Source organism: Nostoc sp. C052, assembly GCF_013393905.1.
In the GTDB taxonomy this organism is placed as follows: Bacteria; Cyanobacteriota; Cyanobacteriia; order Cyanobacteriales; family Nostocaceae; genus Nostoc.
Map to the genome: position 1 here is coordinate 3197118 of NZ_CP040272.1, position 23534 is coordinate 3220651.

The 23534-nt window shown below is 42.3% G+C and carries 21 protein-coding genes; 8 read left to right on the plus strand and 13 right to left on the minus strand.

The genetic code is table 11. The annotated features are described in order from the left end of the window. Nucleotides 1-79: 79 nt before the first annotated feature. From FD723_RS12820 to FD723_RS12850, 7 genes are all read right to left on the minus strand, one after another. Nucleotides 80-1282 carry an argininosuccinate synthase gene (locus FD723_RS12820; protein WP_179065667.1) on the minus strand — a complete coding sequence of 401 codons (1203 nt, stop codon included), beginning with the start codon at nt 1280-1282 and terminating at the stop codon, nt 80-82. Between the two features lie 483 nt (nt 1283-1765). Next, a complete protein-coding gene (locus tag FD723_RS12825) occupies nt 1766-2275 on the minus strand; it encodes a PEP-CTERM sorting domain-containing protein (protein WP_179065668.1) in 510 nt (169 codons plus the stop codon). A 196-nt stretch (nt 2276-2471) separates the two neighbouring features. Further along, entirely contained in the window at nt 2472-2621 is a 150-nt protein-coding gene (locus FD723_RS12830) for a hypothetical protein (protein ID WP_179065669.1), read from the minus strand. A gap of 37 nt (nt 2622-2658) precedes the next feature. Then, nucleotides 2659-4629: an alkaline phosphatase gene (locus FD723_RS12835; protein ID WP_179065670.1), complete on the minus strand. Its 1971-nt coding sequence runs from the start codon at nt 4627-4629 to the stop codon at nt 2659-2661. A 39-nt stretch (nt 4630-4668) separates the two neighbouring features. Continuing rightward, nucleotides 4669-4908 carry a hypothetical protein gene (locus FD723_RS12840; protein WP_256875172.1) on the minus strand — a complete coding sequence of 80 codons (240 nt, stop codon included), beginning with the start codon at nt 4906-4908 and terminating at the stop codon, nt 4669-4671. Between the two features lie 125 nt (nt 4909-5033). After that, a complete protein-coding gene (locus FD723_RS12845) occupies nt 5034-6008 on the minus strand; it encodes a cation diffusion facilitator family transporter (protein WP_179065671.1) in 975 nt (324 codons plus the stop codon). 605 nt (nt 6009-6613) lie between these two features. Next, nucleotides 6614-8953 (minus strand): PhoX family phosphatase, encoded by a 2340-nt coding sequence (locus tag FD723_RS12850; RefSeq protein WP_179065672.1) that lies wholly within the window; start codon nt 8951-8953, stop codon nt 6614-6616. Between the two features lie 392 nt (nt 8954-9345). Between FD723_RS12850 and FD723_RS12855 the strand changes: the two genes are divergently transcribed. Together FD723_RS12855 and FD723_RS12860 are read left to right on the plus strand one after the other, a co-directional pair. Continuing rightward, a complete protein-coding gene (locus tag FD723_RS12855) occupies nt 9346-10272 on the plus strand; it encodes a glycosyltransferase family 2 protein (protein WP_256875173.1) in 927 nt (308 codons plus the stop codon). 44 nt (nt 10273-10316) lie between these two features. Beyond that, complete coding sequence (locus FD723_RS12860; protein WP_179065673.1) at nt 10317-11117, plus strand: RMD1 family protein; 801 nt, start codon at nt 10317-10319, stop codon at nt 11115-11117. A gap of 298 nt (nt 11118-11415) precedes the next feature. Here the strand turns inward: FD723_RS12860 and FD723_RS12865 are convergent, their stop codons facing one another. Both FD723_RS12865 and FD723_RS12870 read right to left on the minus strand, forming a co-directional pair. After that, nucleotides 11416-12855, minus strand: coding sequence for an esterase-like activity of phytase family protein (locus FD723_RS12865; RefSeq protein ID WP_179065674.1), 1440 nt, complete (start codon nt 12853-12855; stop codon nt 11416-11418). Nucleotides 12856-13402: 547 nt separating this feature from the next. Then, entirely contained in the window at nt 13403-14743 is a 1341-nt protein-coding gene (locus FD723_RS12870) for a DEAD/DEAH box helicase (protein WP_179065675.1), read from the minus strand. 215 nt (nt 14744-14958) lie between these two features. On the opposite strand from FD723_RS12870, the gene infC reads away from it, so the two are divergent. Continuing rightward, nucleotides 14959-15471, plus strand: a complete 513-nt coding sequence (gene infC / locus FD723_RS12875; RefSeq protein ID WP_179065676.1) for a translation initiation factor IF-3 — start codon at nt 14959-14961, stop codon at nt 15469-15471. 139 nt (nt 15472-15610) lie between these two features. On the opposite strand, the gene FD723_RS12880 is transcribed toward infC, so the two are convergent. Beyond that, on the minus strand, nt 15611-16225 hold the full coding sequence (locus FD723_RS12880; protein ID WP_179065677.1) for a TetR/AcrR family transcriptional regulator: 615 nt from the start codon (nt 16223-16225) through the stop codon (nt 15611-15613). A 360-nt stretch (nt 16226-16585) separates the two neighbouring features. On the opposite strand from FD723_RS12880, the gene FD723_RS12885 reads away from it, so the two are divergent. From FD723_RS12885 to FD723_RS12900, 4 genes are all read left to right on the plus strand, one after another. Next, nucleotides 16586-17893, plus strand: a complete 1308-nt coding sequence (locus tag FD723_RS12885) for an HlyD family efflux transporter periplasmic adaptor subunit (protein ID WP_179065678.1) — start codon at nt 16586-16588, stop codon at nt 17891-17893. Next, on the plus strand, nt 17890-19065 hold the full coding sequence (gene devC / locus FD723_RS12890) for an ABC transporter permease DevC (protein WP_179065679.1): 1176 nt from the start codon (nt 17890-17892) through the stop codon (nt 19063-19065). The genes FD723_RS12885 and devC overlap by 4 nt, the downstream gene beginning before the upstream one ends. Nucleotides 19066-19183: 118 nt before the next feature. Next, on the plus strand, nt 19184-19882 hold the full coding sequence (locus tag FD723_RS12895; protein WP_179065680.1) for a DevA family ABC transporter ATP-binding protein: 699 nt from the start codon (nt 19184-19186) through the stop codon (nt 19880-19882). A 136-nt stretch (nt 19883-20018) separates the two neighbouring features. Further along, nucleotides 20019-20228: a molybdopterin-binding protein gene (locus tag FD723_RS12900; protein WP_179065681.1), complete on the plus strand. Its 210-nt coding sequence runs from the start codon at nt 20019-20021 to the stop codon at nt 20226-20228. A gap of 211 nt (nt 20229-20439) precedes the next feature. Here FD723_RS12900 and FD723_RS12905 read toward each other — a convergent pair whose 3' ends face one another. Next, nucleotides 20440-20778 carry a hypothetical protein gene (locus tag FD723_RS12905; RefSeq protein ID WP_218651818.1) on the minus strand — a complete coding sequence of 113 codons (339 nt, stop codon included), beginning with the start codon at nt 20776-20778 and terminating at the stop codon, nt 20440-20442. 96 nt (nt 20779-20874) lie between these two features. Between FD723_RS12905 and FD723_RS12910 the strand changes: the two genes are divergently transcribed. Next, nucleotides 20875-21633 carry a HesA/MoeB/ThiF family protein gene (locus tag FD723_RS12910; RefSeq protein WP_179065683.1) on the plus strand — a complete coding sequence of 253 codons (759 nt, stop codon included), beginning with the start codon at nt 20875-20877 and terminating at the stop codon, nt 21631-21633. Nucleotides 21634-21984: 351 nt separating this feature from the next. Here FD723_RS12910 and FD723_RS12915 read toward each other — a convergent pair whose 3' ends face one another. Together FD723_RS12915 and FD723_RS12920 are read right to left on the minus strand one after the other, a co-directional pair. Then, a complete protein-coding gene (locus FD723_RS12915) occupies nt 21985-22662 on the minus strand; it encodes a hypothetical protein (protein WP_179065684.1) in 678 nt (225 codons plus the stop codon). 174 nt (nt 22663-22836) lie between these two features. Further along, nucleotides 22837-23442 (minus strand): PEP-CTERM sorting domain-containing protein, encoded by a 606-nt coding sequence (locus FD723_RS12920; protein WP_179065685.1) that lies wholly within the window; start codon nt 23440-23442, stop codon nt 22837-22839. Between the last annotated feature and the right edge of the window lie 92 nt (nt 23443-23534).

The window sequence follows — 23534 nt, forward strand, 5'->3', positions numbered from 1 at the left end:
GTAAAAAGTTATTTTTTTAACTTTTACTTTTGTATTTTGCATTTTTAACTCCTAACTCCTAACTCTTAACTTCTAACTCCTAACTTTTAGTGTGCCGCGACCAAATGCGAGTTGGTAATCCCCAAACGTAGATAAAGCCTTCAGCGGCTTTGTGATCGAATTGGTCTTCGGCTCCGTAGGTTGCCAAATCGGGAGTGTAGAGGGAATTATCGCTCGAACGCCCAACAATTGTAGAGCTGCCCTTGAACAACTTCACTCGCACAGTTCCAGAGACTCGTTCTTGTGTCTTTTGAATAAAAGCATCGAGTGCAACTTTTAGGGGACTATACCATAAACCGTTGTAAACGATTTGGCTGTAAGTTTCTTCAATGCCGCGCTTGTAATGGGTGACATCTGCCGTTAAAGTCAAGCTTTCTAAATCTCTATGTGCCTGAATTAGCACCAACATCGCAGGTGATTCGTAGATTTCCCGCGATTTTATGCCCACCAGACGGTTTTCAATCATATCGATCCGGCCGATGCCATGATTTCCTACAAGCTGATTGAGTTCTTCAATTAGCTCAACTGGCTTTTTAGCTATACCGTTGAGGGTAGTGGGAATACCACCTTGGAAACCGATTTCGATGTACTCTGGCTCATTGGGAGTGTCAGCGATCGCTTTGGTCATTTCATAGATTTCTTCTGGTGGCTCAAATGACGGATCTTCGAGTAAACCAGCTTCAATACTACGACCGAGCAAATTCTTGTCAATGCTGTAGGGAGAAGATTTTTTGACTGGTGAAGGAATACCAAACTTTTCACCATAGGCGATGGTTTGCTCACGGCTCATTCCCCATTCTCTGGCTGGTGCGAGAATCTTCAGGTTGGGGTTCAGAGCGGTTACAGAGACATCAAAGCGAACCTGATCGTTACCTTTGCCAGTGCAACCGTGAGCGATCGCATCAGCACCATATTTTTCGGCTGTTTCTACTAATACCTTAGCAATCAGTGGACGGGCCAGAGCAGTTCCTAGAGGATAACGATTTTCATAAAGAGCGTTAGCTTGAATCGCTCCAAAGGCGTAATCTTTAACGAAGCTGTCTTTGACATCCGCCACGAGGGATTCACTTGCACCGGATTTCAGAGCTTTTTCTCGAACTGGCTCTAATTCATCTCCCTGACCTAAATCTGCTGCTAGGGTAATCACCTCTTCCACACCCCACTCCTGTTTGAGGTAGGGGATGCAAACTGAAGTATCCACTCCACCAGAATATGCTAGGACAACCTTTTTGGCGCGACCCATTAATTTCTCCAGTTAGGACAACAAACAATGAGTCATTATTATATCTAAACTAATCCATGTATATTTTATTCATGCAACTGAATAATAAAAATCCCGACTTTTAAAGAAGTTGGGAATTCGAGCTTTACGATTTTCAGAAATTAAATAGGATTGCGATCGCTTCTAGATATAACTTTTTTATATTGCTTTGTATAAGTTTTCACCAGACTCAATAAATGTGAAAAATTGACAGGGTGGGTAATACCGCCCTGTTTTAGATAGATGCAAATAAACCGCGTGAAATACCCCACCGTAAGACGGATGGGGCTTCGCAATTGAAGGTGGGGACTTCCGCGACATGTTAACAGTTTATGAAGAAGGGGAAGGGGGAAAGGTAAAAACCGTACTGCGTCCCGCTCCGCTAACGCCCGCAAGTGGCGCGGCCTGTTCATCACTTTCCCCTTTAACCTTTAACCTTTAACCTTTTATTCTTGATAATCTGGATTAAGCTTTTGTGCTTGATGGTCTAGAAGATCCGATCTTTTTACCCAAGAACAAACTCAATCCGAATACAGACAATCCCAACATCAAACTTGGCTCTGGAACACTCGTGTAAGTGACAGTTTGAACACCCGCACCACTGGAATCATTCAAATCGATAAAACTATCACGGTAGACATTAAAAGTGCTAGGTGTAAAATACAACCCTAAGCCTGCTTGGTTCAAAATTGTTCCTGAAAAGTCAGTGAAAACTGACGCTAAAGGATCATCCGCTTCAGTGTATAACTGTCCACCATAGTTAGCAGAAATCTTTAAACCTTCTGCGATGGTTACTTCTTGATCGTCTGCTGCTGCTGCTTGGTCGAATGAAAAAGTGCCTGTGAGAGTTTTATCGTTGTTAGAAAAATTATAAGTTAGGACTGCTGCTTGGGCGGGGATAGTCTCGCCGAAGGAAAAAATCAAAGCAGTTCCTACCGTTGCAGCGGCTAACTTCTTAAAGATGGAGTCAGTCATTTTTTTTACATTGATAAAAGAACCGAATGGCACTAAGAAAAGCTATAAGCTTTGCCCTAACTGGTTCCCAGCCTGGAGGCTGGGAACCCATTCTCGGAGGCTCCGCCTCCAGTGGGCTGACCAGAGGCAGAGCCTCTTGGAATACATTCCCAGTCTTCAGACTGGGAACGAGATGACACAAGCCTTTCGCCTTTTCTTAGTGCCATTCATAAAAGAACCATTTTTTGAGACAGAGACGCGTGTTACGAATGGCATCAATAAAAGCTAAAAGGCTTGTATCACCTAGTTCCCAGCCTAGTAGCTGGGAACCCGTCAGATCAAAGGCTGTATCTTTTTTTAGTGCCATTCACGCGTGTTACCAAGTCTCTGCAACACAAAGCTTGTCAGTTCGTATTTCGTGAGTGGTGCGGACTTGCGATCGCAGTTTTCATCGCTTGGAAGATATGACTTTGATCGACCACACCCCGAACACCTGGCGCAGTGTAAGTACCAGAACTATCTGTAAACTGGAGTTTTTGTCCAAAAGATCGAGTCAGGGTTGATGAATAAGCACCCTGATAGTACACAGGTACAATCCGGCGGCTATGGCTACCCCAGAGGTACTTGTAATTTGGATCGGCTCCCCAGAAGTGACCAGCTTCTCTAGGATTGTGCTTGTTGAAGGTGATGTCTTTGGCGTTATACTTCAAGCCTCTAGCCTGATTCGGGTCAGGATTAGGAGTCAATTTAGAGGCAAAATCATTATTCAGAGTTAGATAGTGGTCATGGTCAGCAGTAACCAGTAGTAGGTTCTTACTCCAACCACCATGATTTTCTACCCAAGTAATCACCTGCTGGACTGCTTTATCAAAATCATTCATGGTACCAATTAGGTTATCCATGTTGTTGTCATGAGCAGCCCAATCGATATCGCCTCCCTCAACCATTAGCCAAAAACCATCTTTGTCTTTACCTAAAACTGTTAAAGCTGCTTTGGTCAGATCAGCCAAAGTCGGATTTTCGTTAATCTCTCTGGCGATAAAGCTAGCATCGGTTTCACCGGGAGCCAGAGGACGGACAGTATCAGGTGTGGGGCCATTAACTGGGTTTCCTGCTGCGTCAACGACAGGAACACAATCCCCAGATGTACCAGGAATGATCTGACCTGATGGACAAGGATTTACACTCTTAACAACAGAGCTATAAAGCGAGCCGTTGTTCAAACCTGTGAGACTGTAGTCTCCCTTAGAAGAACTAGTAGGAAGGTTGCCTTCTTGTCCACGCGCACCATATAGACCAAATAATTTATCTCCCTTATTTGGATTGAGTTTAGCAGCCGTATTTAGCAATGTCTGAGTTGCATTTGGCCCACGTTCCAAAAAGGTATAACCATAACGATTTGACGTAGGGTTATTGCTGAGATGTTGATAAGTGTCTTCTGTGATATACGTATAGTTAAAGACACCTTCTGTGGTACTTGTACTACTTTTATTGTCAAAGTCTTTCGGATGACCACCACCCAACAAAACATTAGGCTGAAAGTTTAGTAAAGTCTGTTGCAGAATACTGTCTTGGTTAGTCTTGGTGGGGTCGTACTTACTATCGTATTTGCTGCGACGATTCACAAAAGAAGCGGCAGCACCAGGCGTTGCGTGGCTAATGGGTACGGAAGTAACTAGTCCTGTAGACTTATTATTTTCCTTGGCAATTTCCAGGATGGTTTTCAACTTTTTCTCGTAAATGTCTACACCCATCGCGTTGTTAAAGCTCTTTACGCCAGTATAAAGAGTTGTCGCGGTGTTAGCAGAATCGGGATAACTGTGTTTGATGTACTCTGTGTCATAAGTACCAGCATTAGCAGGGGTCAGAGGAATCCAGGGAAGAGGGCCGCCCTTACTAGGGTCGTAGCCTGTGAGATTACCTTCTGCTAAACTGTTGCCATCAAGTCGATCGCCTGGATTAAAAGGAGTAGGCTTGAATGAGAAGTTGGGACGAATAGGACTTGCACCTGTGAGTGTATTAGATCCATCCAAAGCGGAGTTACTTGTTAGGTGTGGCTGACCTGTTGGGTTAGCTGGTGTATTTCCCTCAATTGTTGTGCCGTAAGTTGTTACCAGCCCATATCCACTTAGCTTTTGAAAGCTCAGACCTGAGCCTTTACCACTTGTGTAAAAAGGAGCACCTTTAGCAACGGCTGCGGCTCGGGCCATATTCCAACCCATACCATCGCCAATCATGATAATTACGTTAACTCCATTACCAGCGGCTAGAGTCGGCTGAAAAACAGAATTACCAAATACTAGTAGGACAGTACAGAGCAAGCCGACCATAGTCAAAGCTAGCGATCGCTTGTACTTTCGCAAAAATGAAATCATTACAGTGTGCCTTAAAATTAATTGAGCAAGTATTAGCCGTTAGTACTGATAAAAGTTTGGTTCTAGGTGAGTAGCACCAAAGTCTGAGTATGTAGAAGTTACATCTGGCACAATTGAGGGTGTGGGATAACTTGGGTTAGAGGCGGTTGCTGGTTGTTGATTTGATGTTCCCAAGAACAATAAAACAGCTAAAACCAGACCAGAGATGAACCAAGCAAAGATGCGTTTGTACTGTTTGAGTAATGAAATCATTGGGGATTTTTGCATGAAAATCATCATCAGGAAATCTCCTAATTAATAACTGTTGGCGATGCTTTGACAATTAAAGTCAATGTCAATAAGCATGATTTTTAAATGTTAATTTAAGTAATTTAGGCAGAAAAATAAACAGAAATATGCTAGTTTTAATTTGCTTTATTATGAGACAATATGAAAACTAAATCTTGTTTAAATAAAGGATGAATTGGTATTAATGAGGTTTTTTTGTAGCTAGTTAGCTGCAAAGTTATTTCAGCAATATTAAAAGTTTGTCGGATGTGATTTTCTAACTTATTGAGTAAGCGATCGCGTTCTTGGATAGTTGTACATTCAACCGTTAAATTTGCACAAAGCATTACTTTATTTAAGCTAAGTGTCCAGATGTGGAGTTTTTCTACTTGCACAACACCAGGAAAGGATTTGAGAGATATTTCAACCTCAAGGGGGTCAATTGATTCTGGTGCATATTCCAAAAAAATCTTTAAACTTTCTTGCACTAAAGGTAAAGCACTTAAACCCGTAAAAATTGCAACTACTAAACTAATAGCAACATCTGCCCACCACCAATCCCAAAGATGAACGGCTATTGCAGCTATAATTACGCCCACAGAACTAGCAGTATCAGCGATGACATGAAGCAAAGCTCCGCGCAAGTTTAAATCATCGTGAGTGTGGGGATGAAGCAAAGTAATATTGAGCAGATTGACGATTAAACCTAATACCGCAATCCCTAACATTGGTAAGCCTAAAATGGCTGCTGGATGTTGCCAGCGTTGAATAGCTTCCAATATGATAAAAGTAGCGATCGCCAGCAAACCTAACCCATTTAACAAGGCTGCTAAAACTTCGATCCGCTGATTTCCAAAGGTTGCTTTTTTCTTAGCTGGTTGCTGTGCTAAAAAACTAGCAAGTAGAGATATTACTAAGGCTGTAATATCCGATAAAATATGTCCTGCATCCGCCTGTAAAGATAAACTTTGACTCCATAAACCCACACTCCACTCGGCAACGAAAAAAACAGCAAGTAAACCTACTGTTAGCCACAATACTTTAGATTTCTGCTGATTATTCAATACTTTTGCCGAATCATGTTCACATCCACACCATTCAAGTGAAAGCATTACTAGAAAAGCCTTTTACAGTACACGATTCGCTCAATTGGTATGCCACTTAAATTCACAAATATGTGAACACCAGAAAAATATCAACTTATAAAAAGTTATCTTGCTTAGTTTAAGGAATGGTAATAATTGTGTTAAAAATGAATTTAGAGAAAATTAAGCAGCAAATATCCTATTAGGAATTTATTGCTAATTGCACAATTACTTTGTTTGTAATCAAAACTTGCGATCGTCTTTTCAAAGGCGATAAAGAATAATAACCATTATTTTTTGTTTTCTCCTAATATCATGTTCAGTAAATCACTTACGATATATCAGGGAACTCCAAGAAATAAATTATCCAATATTGTGGGGTGGGCATCTTGCCCGCCCAGTCTATAGGGCAATACAGTTCAGTTAAGCATTTCTTTCTTCTCTTTGCGTCCTTTGCGTCCTTCTCTAACGAGACGCTGCGCATTGGCGTCAGCCTCTCGAAGAGAAGGCGGTTCGTTAAAAAAATTGAATTTGACAAAGAGTTTTAGCCTTAACTGAACCGTATTGTTCTATAGGGCGGGCGAGACGCCCACCCCACAACACTTAATTGAATATTTTTATTTGTCAGTCCCTTAAATAAACTTACTGCGAGAATTTTTTGGGACGATACCAATTACAGATGGTCGGGGAATACCTGTAGATTCTTCCTTACCACCATCAGTTTTCGAGATATTACTTGGCCAACTACTGCCACGAGGTAAACTTCGAGTTTGATTAAATGTAGTACCATTCAAATCTAGTAATTCAATACTGCGACTCAGCATTGTGCCATCATTTATTGGACAATCTTCACCAGGATGTTGTACTGAAATAATCAGTGTATTTCCAACAAAAGTTGGCCCTGTCATTTCACAACGCACTGGCCCATAAGCAAACGGTGTTACCTGTCCCGCATTAGCACCACTAGTAGGGATAAAAAATAGCCAGTTATTACCGAAAACTCCTGTAAAATCAGAAACGTTCCCGCTAGCTGTGTGATCGATTTTGGTTTGTTTACCCTCAGCACCAACATCAAAACCATTGTGAGTACCGGTAGACATATCTGTGACACCCCAAATATTTCCTTGATTGTCGAAAACTAAATTATCGACGTTGGCAAAACCAGCACCATTCACCGATCCGGCTTCGCCACCTTGGGCAAATCTCTGCCACCGGAAGGTTAAACTTGTTGCATCGGCATTATCTTCAATAATTTTGTATAGTCCGCCTGATTGCTGAGTCGCTTTGGCATCTGTACTTAACTTAGCAACTTGAAAAATTCGGGAATCAGGATAACCATCGCTTCCCGGCGCACCATCAGTATAGGCAATGAAGACTTCTTTGGTAGTTGGATGCACTTCTATATCTTCTGGACGCGCTGTGGGAGTTCCACCAACTAAGTTTGCAGCTAAAAAGGCATCACTCAGGACAGCACCTTGGCTAGAGTAGAAGTCAGATAGCTTTTTATTTTGATAATTAGGTAGTGCTTTGGCTTCGTTAGTGCGATCGCATTTAAATGTACCACCATCTTTGGTTTCACCTGCAATACCATTACGTCTCGGTAGTGGTAAAAGACCTTCTTTTTGTACTTTCTGCAAGGCAGCAAATTCTACAGAAGATAGAACTGTCGGTGTAATTGGATTAGTAGCAGTAGTTAAGAGCAACGGTATCCATTTACCTGTACCGTCTGGATGATAGCGGGCAACATACAAAGTCCCATTTTCCCATAAGCTACTGTTAGTTTTACTGGTAGGTGAAGAAATAGTTCTGGCACTGACAAATTTCCAAGTGTGTCCGCCACGTCTGTCATCACCCAAGTAAGCAACTAATTTCTGGCCTTTTTCAACGCGCAGGGCAACATTCTCATGGCGAAAGCGACCTAACCAAGTGTGTTTACGGGGGCGAAATTGTGGATTTGTCGGGTCAATTTCTACAATCCAACCGTATTTTTCGCCAACTAAACCAAAAGTTTTGCCGAGAGTTTTATCTGTGTAACTCGTCTGAGTACCATTAGCTTTGACTCCTTCTGTGACGCTATTTTGGAAGTTCTCTTCCGCAGATAAAATCGTTCCCCAAGGAGTTTTACCGCCAGAACAGTTGAAGGCAGTACCAATAATTTTGTTACCCAATTCATCGGAGGAGAGATTAAAAACTTGAGTTGCAGCTGGGCCAGTCGCAATTAAATAATTTTTGTCCCCTTTTTGGTGGTTGCGACTTCCCCAAGCTGTGATATTTTTGTAGTCATCCTTGCGTTGACTATTGATTCCCAATCCAGAAAGACCATGAATGCGGCGATTTTTGGCATCTTTAACCACAGCAAAACGTTTATTCACATTCTGGCGAGATATGCGAACAATTGAGCCGCCTTGGTTATATAAAAATTCACCTTCAACTTCAATATTTCTGCTGGAAGGTAAAGCCCAACCAATTACCTTCTCAAAAGCATCGGGTAGTCCTTTAATATCGGAAGAATCTTCTACTACTAAGGTAGAAAACGGAAAACTAACGTATTCATGATTCACCCATAAATAACCGACATCATTAGTTTTTTCCAAGGGAATAAACCCAGTAAAATCGTTATTGTAACCGAAATAATCATCTTTGCTAGGAAAGACGCGATCGCCCCAACTGACAATTACATAACGTTCGTATTCTGGCGGCACTACCACATCATCAATAACGTTATAGTTACCTAATTTAATATCCGCAGATACATTAACTACTTCTCCTTGACCAATTCCTGTTGGTAAGAAATTTTTCTGCTGTTGATAAATTGGTAGTGGATGTGGTAAGCGTACAGGTGTAAAGCTGAGTGGCGTGGTTTTTACTTCTGCACTGCTGACAACACCGCTTAGGAATTTATCTCCCAAAATAGCAGCACCAGCACTGCCAGCAAAAAATATTAAAATTTCTCTCCGACTCAATTTAGACATCAAACTTTCCTCTGATGTTGACAGGAAAAATTTAGTAGATATAAACAACTCTTAATTTAATAAAATTTCTTATTTATTTTTTACAAATAAATATAATTAGTTTATTGCTTACTTTAATCGTCAATAATTAAGGTTAGATTATGTACTAGTTAACTAAAATTATTTCCTCTGACATTTTCTTAACCAGAATCAGCTAAGTACAAGTCACCGTAAAAGGGGTTCGGAAATATCGAGGGTTGGTGATGGGACTTTGGCAAAACTCTGCGTACCTCTGCGTTTACCTCTGTGTTCCTCTGCGTTTAAAAAAGTAAGGAACAGTGTCAGCGCCCCATCTGTCCTATCCTGGAGATGGATAAATAGTGTTGTGGGTGGAGACTGTGTTTTTCAGCGTTGTGATACCGACTTATAATCGCCAACCGATTTTAGAAAAGTGCCTCCGCGCTTTGGAGGTGCAGGAGTTGAGTCAGCCAAATTCGGTTATTGATTACGAGATTGTCTTGGTAGATGATGGTTCTATTGATGGTACATTGGAGTGGTTGGCAGAACACAAAGAAGAGTTTCCCCATGTGCGATGGTTTCAGCAAGACCATGCTGGTCCAGCTGCGGCTCGGAATTTGGGAGTAAAAGAGGCGCTGGGAGACACAATTATTTTTATTGATAGTGATTTGGTAGTGCTGAATAATTTCCTGCAAGCTCATGATAACGCCTTAGTGCAGGGGAAAGAGAAATTGGGGAGCGATCGCCTTTTCACTTACGGCGCAGTTATTAATACTTGTAATTTCAACAATCCAACGGCTGAACCCTACAAAGTCACAGATTTTTCAGCAGCTTTTTTTGCTACGGGGAATGTCGCAATCCCCAAACATTGGCTAGAGAAAGCCGGACTTTTTGACACCAGCTTTCAACTCTATGGCTGGGAAGATTTAGAATTAGGTGTGCGACTGAAAAAACTAGGTTTGACACTAATTAAATGTCCAGAAGCCGTAGGATATCACTGGCATCCAGCATTTAACTTAGAACAAATTCCCCGATTAATTGACCAAGAAATTCAACGTGGACGTATGGGAGTTTTGTTTTATCAAAAACATCCCACATGGGAAGTGCGGATGATGATTCAAATGACTTGGCTGCATCGCTTACTTTGGGGTATTCTTTCACTCAATGGTGTACTGAATGAACGGACAATGGCTCCGTTCTTGCAATGGCTAATTAATTTAGGTAAACCGCAATTAGCTTTAGAAATTGCTCGAATCTTCCTCAACTGGTATAACGTGAAGGGTGTTTATGAAGCTTATGCTCAAATGCAGCAAACATTGTGATTGAAAAGTTGAGATCAGCAGTCAGAATATAGCATAGGGCGACAATGCAAAAACTTCTTTTTAATGACAGAGATAGATTTAGAGCGCAGGCCCTATTTCTTGGTGAAGATATCAACTTACAGACGTTGGAGAATTACGTTTGCTTGGCGACTATGCCAGTAATGATTTCAGTCGGTGAACACGGCTGTGCGGTACTGCTGGACTATGGTGCAGTTGTCCTGTTTAATCTTGAGCCGAAAGAAAAGTCAGTCTTCTTAACCAAACTATCCTCTCAAGTTAGTGACTCTTTTGCCGACCCGGAAACAGAAGAGGTGGAAGTTTATCTCAACGTTGTGGAGAGTGAGCGAGTTAAGGAAGGAAAAATTTTTCTCCATGAATTTAGTGTAGAACGCTTGCAGATAGTGGCAGATATTCTCGCTAAAAGTGTTGTGCTGTCTCATTATGAAACTAGCCTCGCGGCTGTATTCGATCAAATTGAACCGTTTGCGGCTAGTCTCCAGCGTGAACACAGGGGAAGACGCCAGAGTAGGGAATTACTGCGTCAACTTGGGACTACGCTGTTAGTTCAACATAAGATTGTAGGGCGAGTTGAGATCATTGATAAGCCGGAGTTGCTCTGGGAGTCCCCACAGCTAGAAAACTTATATCTGCGTTTGGAGGATGAATACGAAATCCGTGAGCGTCACAATGCCTTAGAACGCAAACTAGAGCTAATTACCCAAACAGCACAAACAGTGTTGGAGTTCATGCAGCATAGCAGTAGTCAGCGAGTGGAGTGGTATGTAGTGATTCTGATTGTGGTGGAGATTCTGCTGTCACTGTACGACATCATTTTTAAAGGCTGAAGACGCGATAAATCGCGTCTCTACATCATGGTCTTGAGCTTCTCTGAATTGTTTGCAACTAGGTAGGAGAGAAAATTTATAACTATGTCATTATCAACTGAATGAAGCTAAGTGAAGTAATCACAAGGGTTTCAAGCCTTTTGTATTTCGTTACATAGTTGGGTTTATTTGTGCCTAAGTAAGTCGGTATAATAAAATCCAACTGTGAGAATAAAAGTAAACAAGGCTCAAACCCTCTCTCCCCCTGCTCCCAGCAAGAACTGCCTTATCCCAACAATAATTATTTACGCTAACTTACCTACTTATCTTCTTCCCCTTCTTTCCCGGAACCCCGATATTCATGCTCTCCTTCAATCTTTTGGGGTACGAAGCCTGGAATGTCTGTAGCATCAATTGCAAAGACGAAAAACTTGTTTGGGTTGTCGATACCTGCTGGATGCAAAGCATCCGACGTTATAGTACCAACGAAGTCGTTATCGTTGCTGATAAAGAGCGTATGCTTGATTGTGTGGTTGATAACCACATCTGGCCCAAAAGCCAAACCTTCAAGCTTGGCAGGTATGTCTTCTGGTCTGATCCCATTCTGAGTTAGCGTCGCTACGACATCAAGGAAGAGGGTTTTGCTAACTTCTTTACCCGCAAGGTTGCTTTCCCCGGTGATATTGCTGACTTCTTGAGCATTAGTTAGATCGATACGATATATCTTCTTGAAGACAGCCTGAGAAGCATCACCCAAACCCTTGCCATCTCGTTCGTCTACTAAGAATTCGCGATCGCTAATGGATAAAATTTCACTTACTGTTGGATATTTCGGTTTAGCTGGTGTGCCGATATTATCTAGCTTATAGGCGTATTCTTGAGTAGCGCCTGTTGCAATATCGATCTTAACAATTCTGGTGTAAGCGCCATTAGTACCCCCATCCTGAATCAGCGGACTTTGCAGTATGCCGATTAGGGTCTTGCCATTAGGAGTAATTGCCAGACCTTCCATACCCTTGTTTGCCACACGTCCAGATGTGTTACCGCTAATCTCTATAGCACCAACAGGATTTAGATTGCTGACAGCAAACTTGCTGTTGAGTGTAAAGACTTTGATGCGCTTACCTGTCTTGCGATCGAATTGGTACACATAAGGACCGTATTCATCAGAGATAAAGACGGACTTACCATCATTCGATACACGCACGCCTTCAGGATCAAAACGGGCATTATTGGGATTGGTCGATATCTGAGTGGGGTCGAAGTTGTCTGAGCGTCCAGTGAAATAGTAGCTGTTGTTGGCATTCAGGGCAGGGGAACCGTTAGGCACTCCCAGTCCTAACCCAATACCGTAGTATAGAGGCTTATTGCTGGATAGCAGAGTCGTGTCAACTAAATAAGGAGTAAGAGTAAAGGGCAACCCTAAAGGAGATCGACTTGGTTCGAGTTCCACAGTGATAGTTTGGAAGCGGTTGATATAGGATGTTGTGTCATCCACGGCACTATTGTATGCCTTGGCATTCGGGCCTCGATCTGGGATTGCAATGAAAGTGTTACGACCCGCATAGGCCAGTCCTGACCCAAAACCACCAAGGAGGTTTCCCTGAACACCATTTTCGAGCGGAGCGGAGGTTTTCTGGGAGCGATCGCTGATATTACCACTCAGGGTTCCAATTGCGATCAGCTTAACATCTGCGTTGGCTGCGGGGGCAACAAAAAATGATGCTAACAAGAACAGAAAGAGATTTCTCTTGAGCATATCAGTATTCCTACTAGGTACAATATTTATTTACGGATATTGTATTTTTTTCACTTTTTCATTATCTATGCCTAATGATTAAGCTATTTTTAAGCAAAGATTAAGCCAGGATTAATGTAGGAATGGCCGATGCTTACCAGTCTTAAGTTTAATGGGTAGGGCAGGGATATTTCTATTCCTGCCCCAATACTTCTTGGGTTTTGCACTTTTAACTCGGAATCGGGTTTGGGGTAAAGGTTAAAGGGGAAAGGAAAATTCTATCCCTTTTCCCTTTAACCCTTACCCTTTAACCGACTTATGCAAGAAGTCTAATTCAGGAGTCAGGAGCCAGAATACAGAAAAGGAATTCTGTGCGACTGGTGGATAGCGCAGCGTAAAGCCTGCGGCATGGCCTTAGAGACGCTGCGCGTAGCTTGCTTCCCCGTAGAGGTACGCTTAGAGCAAGTCTGCGATAGTGGGTATTTTCGAGTTGTATCTGAATAAACGGGTTTAAAACCTCTCTCTTGTTAACAAGAGAAAGGTTTTCTATTTGAACAGTTAAAGGAGATTAGCGATCGCGTTTAGCAGAACGGCGCGATGCAGACGAACGAGCGCTAGGTTTATCGCCATTGGTGGCAGGTGGTGCGGCTTTACGTTTCGCTGATGTCGGTGGCGACAGTTTAGCAGTACGAGCCGGACGCTTGTCACTTCCTGGCTTTTGTCTGTGTTGCCGTCCATTGGGGATTGCTTCTGGCTCAATATCGAGGTTGGGGCCAAAGCCAGCAACTACTTCCCTGGGCAAGCGCTGCTCGATCAGTTTTTCGATATCTTTCAATAGAGGGTATTCATCGACGCAAACCAGCGATACGGCTTCACCTGATGCACCAGCGCGACCGGTGCGGCCAATGCGATGTACATAATCTTCGGGTACATTGGGTAGATCGAAGTTAACTACATGGGGCAGTTCGCTGATGTCAAGACCTCTAGCAGCAATGTCCGTTGCTACCAGTACTTGCAAGCTGCCATTTTTGAACTTCGCCAAAGCGTTGGTACGCACAGGCTGGCTTTTATTACCGTGGATTGCCAGTGCTTGAATGCGGTCTTCACCCAACTGCTTCACCAAACGGTCAGCGCCATATTTAGTGCGAGTGAAGACTAACACTTGATACCAATTATCTCGCCGAATTAGATGAGCAAGTAATTGGCGTTTCTTGTCACGGTCTACCTGATAAATCTTCTGGGCGATCGTTTCGGCGGTAACATTGCGGCGTGCTACCTCAATCATTTTTGGGTTGTTGAGCAGTCCGGCGGCTAGTGCCTTAATTTTGTCTGAGAAAGTAGCGAAGAATAGCAAATTTTGCCGCTGTTTGGGCAGAAGTGAGAGGATGCGGCGGATATCATGAATAAAGCCCATGTCCAACATCCGATCGGCTTCATCTAGAACCAAAACCTCAATATGCGATAGGTTCAGCGTACCCTGCTGTACGTGGTCTAGCAGTCGCCCAGGAGTAGCGACCAAAATATCCACTCGACCCCTCAAACGCTGTTTTTGCAGATTAATCCCGACTCCGCCAAAAATCACCATTGAGTTGAGATTTAAGTACTTGCCGTACTCGCGCACGCTTTCTTCCACTTGGGCCGCGAGTTCGCGAGTCGGGGTGAGAATCAAGGCTCGGATCGGTGGGTATCCATTAGGCGTACCTTTGCTCTTGTTAGACGACAACCGATGTAAAAGTGGCAGGGTGAAACTAGCGGTCTTGCCAGTGCCAGTTTGTGCCCCAGCTAACAAATCGCTACCCGACAATACAGCAGGAATCGACTGCATCTGGATTGGGGTGGGTTCCGTGTACCCTCGTTCGGTAACAGCACGGATAATTTCATTGGACAAGCCGAGATGAGAAAAAGACATAAGACTCCAAAAATAACATCGGCCTGTCGCCAATGATGGCGTCAGTCTTAGGCGGACGGATAAAAATTATTGAAAAGCTGGATGGGCAGTAGCGCAAAGACTGAGAGCGAGTGCCGCATTATCTCATTTTAACAGATTGCCGTCCATTGTGTTGTTAAAGTTGCTCTGATTCAGTGTTGTGTTAAATTGGCATTACCTGCTTATAAAGCAAAGTATTGAACAAATGGGAGAAATTCATTATCGCAATCCAAAAGCAACTGATTAATTCACAAATCAAGTCACCTAGCGTCTTCTTGATTGACCATGAAAATAACAATCGTGGTCTGATCGATACCAATGAGGCGCTACAACTAGCCGAAAGCTTAGAGCTTGACCTAGTTGTAGTTTCCCAAGGCAAAGATGCTCCGATCGCGAAGATTCTCAACTATGGGAAGCTTCAGTATCAAAAGAAAAAACGTCAGAGCCAGAGTGCTAGACCCACAGTCAAGGAAGTTCGGTTCGGACTAAACGTGGGTATAGCTGATTACAATTTACGCATTGAGAAAGCAGTTCAATGGTTGAGTAAAGGCGATTCTGTGAAATTTGCCATCCGTTTACGAGGCCGAGAACATCAATATCGCGATCAAGCAGGAGAACTGCTAGACCGAATTGCAAACGATCTCAGTCAAGTAGGTAAAATCCAGTCGTTGGATAAACGCGCACTAATTGTTCAAGTTATTCCTGCTTAGTTAATCTGGCGATCGCTCGAAGATGTATTGTGGCAGCTTGTAAGGAACGAAAAAAGCCGGAGACAATCAATATTGTTGTTACTCAAGGTAAATTTAACTTTCCGACCAAACAAGCGCCACGCGCCGGGATATAACCAAATCAATCGGCGCATTTAGTGATTAGGTGTGTCAAGGCATCAATCAAGCGATCGCTTTCCATTGGTATAATATCGCTCCCGTGCATGACATCCTGAGTAATATGAAAATGCACTAATGCCCCTAAGAGAATTCTCGCTGTTGCTTCTGGGTCAGGTATATTTAGCTCAGGAGCGGCCAAATATTGAGTGAGAGTTTCTGTCACTGGCTTAATCATCGCCTGAACACAAATTTGAGCTAACTCTGGAAAACGACCAGATTCCCCTATTAATACTCGCATAAATGCAGTATGTTCTTGGTCATTCTTCATCAGGTCTAATGCTTTGGTTCCTAAGTGATGCAGTACCGCTGCTGGTTCTCCTTCAATAGGTTCTGTGCCAAAAATGGAGTCGTTTTTTTTGCTTGCCAGTTGCTCTAAAAGTACTTTAAACAGTCCTTCTTTATCTTGAAAGTGGCTGTAGACTGTCGCTTTAGAAACACCCGCAGCTACCGCTACCCGATCCATACTTGTACCAGCATAGCCATTTTGTAGGAACTCCTGCATTGCCCCTTGCAGAATTTGCTCTACTTTATCAACAGAATGATCTCGATCAACTTCGTCAGCTTTAATCCGTACCATTTATTAATTATCCTCTCTTATAAACAATTTTAATAGATGCGGCAATTTACCTTACGTCATTAATCCAGTTGTGACAAGCATTCTGGTGTATAACTCAATGCAAACTTCTTGGAAAAGGGACTGGGGATTGGGGGGATGAAGACGCAAGGGAGCGGGGTGCGGGGTGCAAGGAGGATGAAGAAAAATCTCCTCTTTCTACCTTTTATTCCCAATTTCCTCTTCTCCCTGCCCTTAGTCCTGGCGTGACCGATTAAATTGAGAATTTTAGTTTGGCGGTCTTGACTAAACTACTCCGTTTAGTTTAGCATGAATTGAACTGAACAGTTTAGTACAAGTTACTAATGGGGAAAGGTGAACACGATGGTGCAGAACTGGAAATTAGAGGATTTAAAGTCTCCCCAAAATCTTTTGCGATCGCCTACCACACTAGCAATAATTGCATCACTAGCAATAGGTGGAGCTAGTGTTTACACGGTGCTAAAGTTTCAGGCGACCGCTAATGAGAAGCCAGCCACACCAATAGCTGTTCAGCCAGTGGTAAAAACAGTTACAGCATTGGGACGCTTAGAACCAAATGGAGAAGTTATAAAACTGTCTGCAACAACTTCTACTGAGGGAAGTTTGCTTCAGAAGCTATTGGTAAAAGAAGGCGAGCGCGTCAAGGCTGGGCAGGTAATTGCAGTCATGGACAGTCGCGATCGCTTACAAGCAAGTTTAGTGGAAGCTCAAAAACAAGTTCAAGTTGCCCAATCCAACCTTAACAAAGTAAAAGCGGGAGCAAAACAGGGAGAAATTGGAGCAAAACAAGCTGCTGTCAGCCGTCTGCAAGTCGAATTAGAGGGAAATATCAAAATCCAGCAAGCCACAATCGATCGCCTAGAAGCAGACTTGCAAGGACAACGAGAGAGTTTACAAGCAACAGTGGATCGCGTCGCCGCCGAAAAGCGGAATGCTCAAGTAGAAGTGCAACGCTACGAAGCTTTATATCAAGCAGGGGCAATTTCCAGTCAGCAAGCCGATCAAAAACGCTTGAGTGCAGAAACTTCTACTCAGCAGGTAATTGAAAACCAAGCCAATAAGACAAGAACTGTCGCTACTTTAGAACAGCAGATTAAAGAAGCTAAAGCGAACCGCAACCAAACCCTCGCTAGCTTGCAACAGCAGATTAACGAAGCTAAAGCCACCCTTAACCAAACGGCTGAAGTCCGTCCTACAGACATTGCCAACGCCCAAGCAGAGGTAGACAGCGCTCAAGCGACTGTGGCAAAAATTAGAGCGCAACTCGATCAAGCTTATGTCCGCGCACCTGAAGCTGGACAAATTTTAAAGATTAATACACGAGCCGGAGAAACCGTTTCTAATGACGGAATTGTAGAACTCGGTCGAACCGATCAGATGTATGCAGTCGCAGAAGTTTACCAAAGTGATATTAACAAAGTGCGATCGGGGCAACGGGTAAAGGTAATCAGTGATTCCCTTCCTGGAGAATTACAGGGAACCGTCGATTGGATGGGGATGCAGGTACAGCGGCAAAATCTCGTCAACAGCGATCCTTCTAGCAATATTGACGGCAGAGTAGTGGAAGTGCATGTGCGATTAGATGAAGCATCTAGCGTCAAAGCTGCCAAGTTTACCAATCTACAAGTAAAGGCAGTGATAGAACTATGATTGGATTTATTCAACAATTGCGGCAGCGAACCCCTTTAGGATGGCTGCAACTGAGTCACGAAAAAAGCCGTCTGTTGGTGGCATTGGGAGGTATTGCTTTCGCTGATGTTCTTATGTTCATGCAGCTAGGGTTTCAGACCGCCTTATTTGAAAGTAATACTAAGCTGCATAAAAGTATACAGGCTGACATTTTGCTAGTTAGTCCTCAAGCCCGTAACGTGTTAAATGCGTCCACCTTTACACGGCGGCGGCTGTATCAGGCAATGGATGTACAAGGAGTGAAGTCAGCAGAACCAATGTATATCAGCATTGTCGATTGGAAGAATCCGAAAACACGCCAAAAGACATCTGTGCTAGTTATCGGGATCAATCCTGAAAAGCCAGCCTTTGACTTACCGGATGTGAACAGCCAGATAGATCGAGTGAAGCTACCAGATACTCTGCTGTTCGATCGCGCTTCTAGAGGAGATTATCAAGAAGCGATCGCTCAAGTTGCACAAGGCAAACCTGTTACAACTGAAATTGACCGCCGGACGATTACCATTAGCGGCTTATTTTCCATCGGCGCTTCCTTTGCGGCTGATGGAAACCTGATTACCAGCGACCAGAATTTCTTGCAGCTATTTCCGAAGCGAGAAGCAAGTAGTGTCAGTTTAGGGTTGGTTCAACTAGAACCAGGCTATGACATAAAACAGGTGAAAGCAGCTTTAGCATCTCATTTAGATAATGATGTTAAAGTTTTGACCAAAGCAGAATTTATCGAATTTGAAACAGATTATTGGAAAAAAAATACAGCCATCGGGTTTATCTTCAGCCTGGGTGTAGGAATGGGATTTATGGTGGGCGTGATTATCGTCTATCAAGTTCTTTCTACAGATGTAAATTCCCATATCAAAGAATACGCCACTTTCAAGGCAATGGGATATAACAATCTTTATTTATTAGGTGTGGTGTTTGAAGAGGCGATTATTTTGGCAATTTTGGGCTTTATCCCAGGAGCGATCGCACCTTTAGGACTTTATGCTCTAACTCGCAATGCCACCAATTTACCACTTTACATGACCGTAGCACGCGCCTCCACAGTGCTAATCCTAACAATGATTATGTGTATAATTTCGGGTGCGATCGCTACTCGGAAATTACAATCTGCTGACCCCGCAGATATGTTTTAAAAAATGGGGACTGGGTATTGGGTACTGGGTGTTGAATATTAACTTTTAATTCCTAGTCCCCAGTCCCTAATTACCAATTCAAAATCCAAAATCTAAAATCTAAAATCTAAAATTTAGTATGTTTCCCGTCATCTCTGTTAAAAATCTCGACCACTATTTTGGTCATGGTCAACTTCGTAAGCAAGTTCTTTTTGATATCAACCTGGATATTAATGCAGGCGAAATTATTATTATGACTGGGCCTTCTGGTTCTGGTAAAACTACACTTCTCACCTTATCAGGCGGCTTACGTTCTGCCCAATCTGGTAGTTTGCAGATATTGGGACAAGAACTTTGTGGCGCTAGTACAGCACAACTTACCCAAGTGCGACGCAATAACGGTTATATTTTCCAAGCGCACAACTTGCACGGTAGCCTGACAGTACTCCAGAACGTCAGAATGGGCTTGGAAGTGCATAATAATATTTCGCCGGCAGAAATGAAAACCCGGTCAGCCCAAATGTTAGAGGAGGTAGGATTAGGTCATCGCCTGAATTACTATCCTGATGATTTATCTGGAGGACAAAAACAAAGAGTTGCGATCGCTCGTGCTTTAGTTGGTCGTCCTAAAATTGTTTTAGCGGATGAACCTACCGCCGCCCTTGATAGTAAATCGGGACGAGATGTGGTCAACCTGATGCAAAAATTAGCTAAGGAGCAAAATTGCACCATTCTTTTGGTTACTCATGACAACCGCATTCTAGATATTGCTGATCGCATTGTCTACATGGAAGATGGCAAGCTAGTAAATGACCGTGCTGTTGTCGCAGTATCTTAACTGGTCGCGGCGTTCCTCCCCCACCATAATTTTAAGGGTTTGACACCCAATCCCTAATCCCCAGTCCCCAGTCCCATTTACTGTAACTAACTGTTATTGTTAATGTGTTAAGAGAAACACGAGGAAGAATCATAAAATGCAAGTTAGCGCTCGCAATGCTCTCAAAGGTACAGTTAAAAGCATCGTAGTAGGATCTGTAAATACAGAAGTGACATTAGAAATTGCACCTGGAGTAGAAGTAACTTCAATTATTACCAAATCATCAGCAGAAAGTCTGAAACTCACTGAAGGCAAAGAAGTATATGCCATAGTCAAATCATCAGACGTAATAATTGCCGTAGACTAAAGTAATTGTTGGGATTCTATTAAGAGGGGCAGTTTGACTGCCCCATGTAGAGCGATCGCTCATAGAATTGCGATCGCTACAGTAGGTCGAGGTAGGATACAGACACAAGTCCTTTGACACCGCCCAAAAGACCCAAAGGCAGCAGTTGTAGATGCCATACTAATATCTGCATCAGTCATTCCTGTATATCCCACTAGAAAGAAATAATGCCTTAAAGACCCCATAGCAAAACTGTGGGGTTTATTTCATTATTCGCAATCCAATACAGTTCGGTTAAGATTTTTTGATGAAAATTATAGATCGCAAAGATGCGATGAATCATCACAAAGACATAACCAAACAGTATTGATTTGTGTAGGCGTAGCCCAATACTGCGTAGGTTTTGCATTTTTAACTCGACATTGGGTTTGGGGAAAAGGTTAAAGGTTAAAGGTTTTTTCTTTCCTCTTTCTCCTTTTTCCCAAAACCCGACAAGTATTGAGGCGTAGCCCGTCGTAGAATCGCTATATTTATACATCCCTTCTTTAATATTGTCTAGAAAAAATACCAACTTTACAAGTAATAAATCAGAAAAGTGTATATAGAACTACAATACTTTCTACCAACTAGGTGATAAATTTTACGACTGATAAAGAGATAAAAAGCGATGAACTTAACACCCAGTGAGTTAGAACGCTATCACCGCCAAATGATGCTTCCCAATTTTGGAGAAGCAGGACAAAAGCGCTTGAAGTCTGCAACAGTATTGGTTACAGGTGTAGGGGGATTAGGCGGTACATCAGCACTTTATTTGGCAGTAGCGGGTGTTGGGCGGCTAATCCTAGTTCGGGGTGGTGACTTACGGCTGGATGATCTGAATCGTCAGGTTCTCATGACAAATGATTGGGTAGGTAAGCCAAGAGTATTCAAAGCCAGAGAAACCCTGCAAGCTATTAATCCTGATATTCAGGTGGAAGCAGTTCATGATTACGTTACAAAAGAGAATGTAGACTCTTTAGTGCAATCTGCTGATATAGCTGTTGATTGCGCCCACAATTTCACAGAGCGGAATTTGCTCAACCAAGCTTGCGTGCGCTGGCAAAAACCAATGGTGGAAGCTGCAATGGACGGAATGGAAGCTTATCTGACAACGATTATTCCTGGTGTCACTCCTTGTCTATCATGCTTGTTCCCAGAAAAGCCAGATTGGGATCAGCGTGGGTTTTCGGTTATCGGTGCTGTTTCTGGGACATTAGCTTGTCTTAGTGCATTAGAGGTAATAAAGTTGATTACTAAGTTTAGTCAACCTCTATTGTCACAACTGCTGACAATAGATTTGATGCGAATGGAATTTGCTAAACGACATTCTTATCACGATCCTTCGTGTCTGGTGTGTGGTAGTAGTGCTTGCTCGGAAAATTCGTAAACAACATCTTTACAAACAACCGAATCTACTCGTCGATAATATCTTGACACTCAATACTGTTCGCTTTGTGCATGTTTAACTTGAAATTGGGTTTGGGGTAAAGGTTAAGGGGTAAAGGTTAAAGGTTTTTCTTTTCCCTTTTACCCTTCCCCTTTTCCCCTTAAGCGAAAGGTATTGCTTGACACTTATCTATAACTCAGATATTAGTTCTATATACTTTACAGAGATTACCAAAATAGTTAGATAAATTGTGGCGATCGCTTATTAAAACGATCGCCACAATTTATCTACTCACTTCGAGCTATTCTGTAGAAAACTCTCCGTTATAGGCATCTCGAATCAGACAAGTTTTCAGAAATATTTTGGTTTCAAAGGAGAAGCAGGAGCAGATAATATGACTATATTTCTCACATTACTAACGTAACGACCTCCAGCTTTGTCACCTGGAACTACTAAACGAGCAAATCCTTCATTTATTAAAGGTACGACTCTACCATCACTAGCTTTTTTTTCAAATGCAACTAGCACTGTTTTACCTTCAAAGTTAGGTTGAATTTCACCAATAGCTACGACTGCACCATAACAATCTGTGGCTTCAACTAGAACATATTGCCTCAGAAAAGAGTTTTTAGGATTCACCCCATAATTTCCAGGTTTGAGACCACCTCCGGCTTTTGAATTATTAATCAATTCCCATAGGGGGATTCCATAATATGTTTCTGTTTGTGGCCCTGCTCCGGTTTGAAAGCTCACAGTAATTTCAGTAACTAATGCTGGATTCTGGTTTTTTAACAAATCTCGCAAATTTCTCAGGTTTTGCAAGTTATAGGTGGCTGGATTATTGAGTTCTCCACCCAAGCGAAAACTTGGTGAAGAACCTCCAAGACACTTATTTTTATTCCACACAGAAGGTATTTTCTCTCCTCGTTCCCAGCGAAGATCGCTCCTTGATTCAGCTAAAGTAGGCTGCCATAAAACCAGCATCGATAATATTAAAGATGCAATGGGTATATTGCGGTTAAAACGCATAAAACATTTCTCCGTTTACTATTGAATATTGAAAAAATTAGATAATAGAATAACTGTGGACACCTGCTTACCACCAAGCCCTAACACAGATGTCTGAGATGAAATTGAAAGACTGTGCAATAGTGATTGGGTTTCGTCAATATAATCTATTTAGAAATAATCTATTTAGAAATGCTATATTTTTAAAACTACTTTTCGCTTATACAATAGTAAAGTTATACCACCTGTGGCTAACATGGCAGATATTAAATCTGATTCAGGAATTGGTGTAATTTGACCCAAACCACTTATTGTGTTGCTAAACCCACCAAAATCATTCACTCGACGACCGGTAGTAACTAAAAAGTATTTCTGCCCTGTCAGGAGTTCTTGGTTGAAAGTAACAGCACTACCATTAGTAGTAGTATTTGCGATCAGAACATTGCTTAATTGTTCAGTAGGATTAAAATTTTCCTGATATAAAGCTAAGAAAATATCCCATTTTCTATTTGCAGGTGGCGTAAGTTGAGATTCACCACTTATAGTATATAAACCTGATTGATCCACCGTAAAATCAAATACAGTGTAAGGTACACTCATGCCCAAATTTCCATCTTTTTCACCACTGATCAGAGTGGGAGGATTCCCTGGTGCTACACGCCGCCAAATTGGTTCATTTGTTGTATCTCCCTGATAATTAAAGCTAGCAGCTTTGGAGGGTTGAGCGGTAGAAACAGTAGTTAATACTAATCCCAGAATCACCATTAATGATTTTTGAAAAAACTTTGTTCCTAACAACATAAAACATTATTTATGGCGTATTTTTTATACAAGTTTGTATTTTCGATTGAAGCTATCATACCAACTTGGTTGGAAAAAATCAATTCAACTAC

What these genes read in the sequence shown, in the direction of transcription:
- FD723_RS12820 (WP_179065667.1), bottom strand. Translation starts at nt 1,282, where the DNA reads ATGGGTCGCGCCAAAAAGGTTGTCCTAGCATATTCTGGTGGAGTGGAT.
- FD723_RS12825 (WP_179065668.1), bottom strand. Translation starts at nt 2,275, where the DNA reads ATGACTGACTCCATCTTTAAGAAGTTAGCCGCTGCAACGGTAGGAACT.
- FD723_RS12830 (WP_179065669.1), bottom strand. Translation starts at nt 2,621, where the DNA reads ATGGCACTAAAAAAAGATACAGCCTTTGATCTGACGGGTTCCCAGCTA.
- FD723_RS12835 (WP_179065670.1), bottom strand. Translation starts at nt 4,629, where the DNA reads ATGATTTCATTTTTGCGAAAGTACAAGCGATCGCTAGCTTTGACTATG.
- FD723_RS12840 (WP_256875172.1), bottom strand. Translation starts at nt 4,908, where the DNA reads ATGATGATTTTCATGCAAAAATCCCCAATGATTTCATTACTCAAACAG.
- FD723_RS12845 (WP_179065671.1), bottom strand. Translation starts at nt 6,008, where the DNA reads ATGCTTTCACTTGAATGGTGTGGATGTGAACATGATTCGGCAAAAGTA.
- FD723_RS12850 (WP_179065672.1), bottom strand. Translation starts at nt 8,953, where the DNA reads ATGTCTAAATTGAGTCGGAGAGAAATTTTAATATTTTTTGCTGGCAGT.
- FD723_RS12860 (WP_179065673.1), top strand. Translation starts at nt 10,317, where the DNA reads ATGCAAAAACTTCTTTTTAATGACAGAGATAGATTTAGAGCGCAGGCC.
- FD723_RS12865 (WP_179065674.1), bottom strand. Translation starts at nt 12,855, where the DNA reads ATGCTCAAGAGAAATCTCTTTCTGTTCTTGTTAGCATCATTTTTTGTT.
- FD723_RS12870 (WP_179065675.1), bottom strand. Translation starts at nt 14,743, where the DNA reads ATGTCTTTTTCTCATCTCGGCTTGTCCAATGAAATTATCCGTGCTGTT.
- FD723_RS12880 (WP_179065677.1), bottom strand. Translation starts at nt 16,225, where the DNA reads ATGGTACGGATTAAAGCTGACGAAGTTGATCGAGATCATTCTGTTGAT.
- FD723_RS12885 (WP_179065678.1), top strand. Translation starts at nt 16,586, where the DNA reads ATGGTGCAGAACTGGAAATTAGAGGATTTAAAGTCTCCCCAAAATCTT.
- devC (WP_179065679.1), top strand. Translation starts at nt 17,890, where the DNA reads ATGATTGGATTTATTCAACAATTGCGGCAGCGAACCCCTTTAGGATGG.
- FD723_RS12895 (WP_179065680.1), top strand. Translation starts at nt 19,184, where the DNA reads ATGTTTCCCGTCATCTCTGTTAAAAATCTCGACCACTATTTTGGTCAT.
- FD723_RS12900 (WP_179065681.1), top strand. Translation starts at nt 20,019, where the DNA reads ATGCAAGTTAGCGCTCGCAATGCTCTCAAAGGTACAGTTAAAAGCATC.
- FD723_RS12910 (WP_179065683.1), top strand. Translation starts at nt 20,875, where the DNA reads ATGAACTTAACACCCAGTGAGTTAGAACGCTATCACCGCCAAATGATG.
- FD723_RS12915 (WP_179065684.1), bottom strand. Translation starts at nt 22,662, where the DNA reads ATGCGTTTTAACCGCAATATACCCATTGCATCTTTAATATTATCGATG.
- FD723_RS12920 (WP_179065685.1), bottom strand. Translation starts at nt 23,442, where the DNA reads ATGTTGTTAGGAACAAAGTTTTTTCAAAAATCATTAATGGTGATTCTG.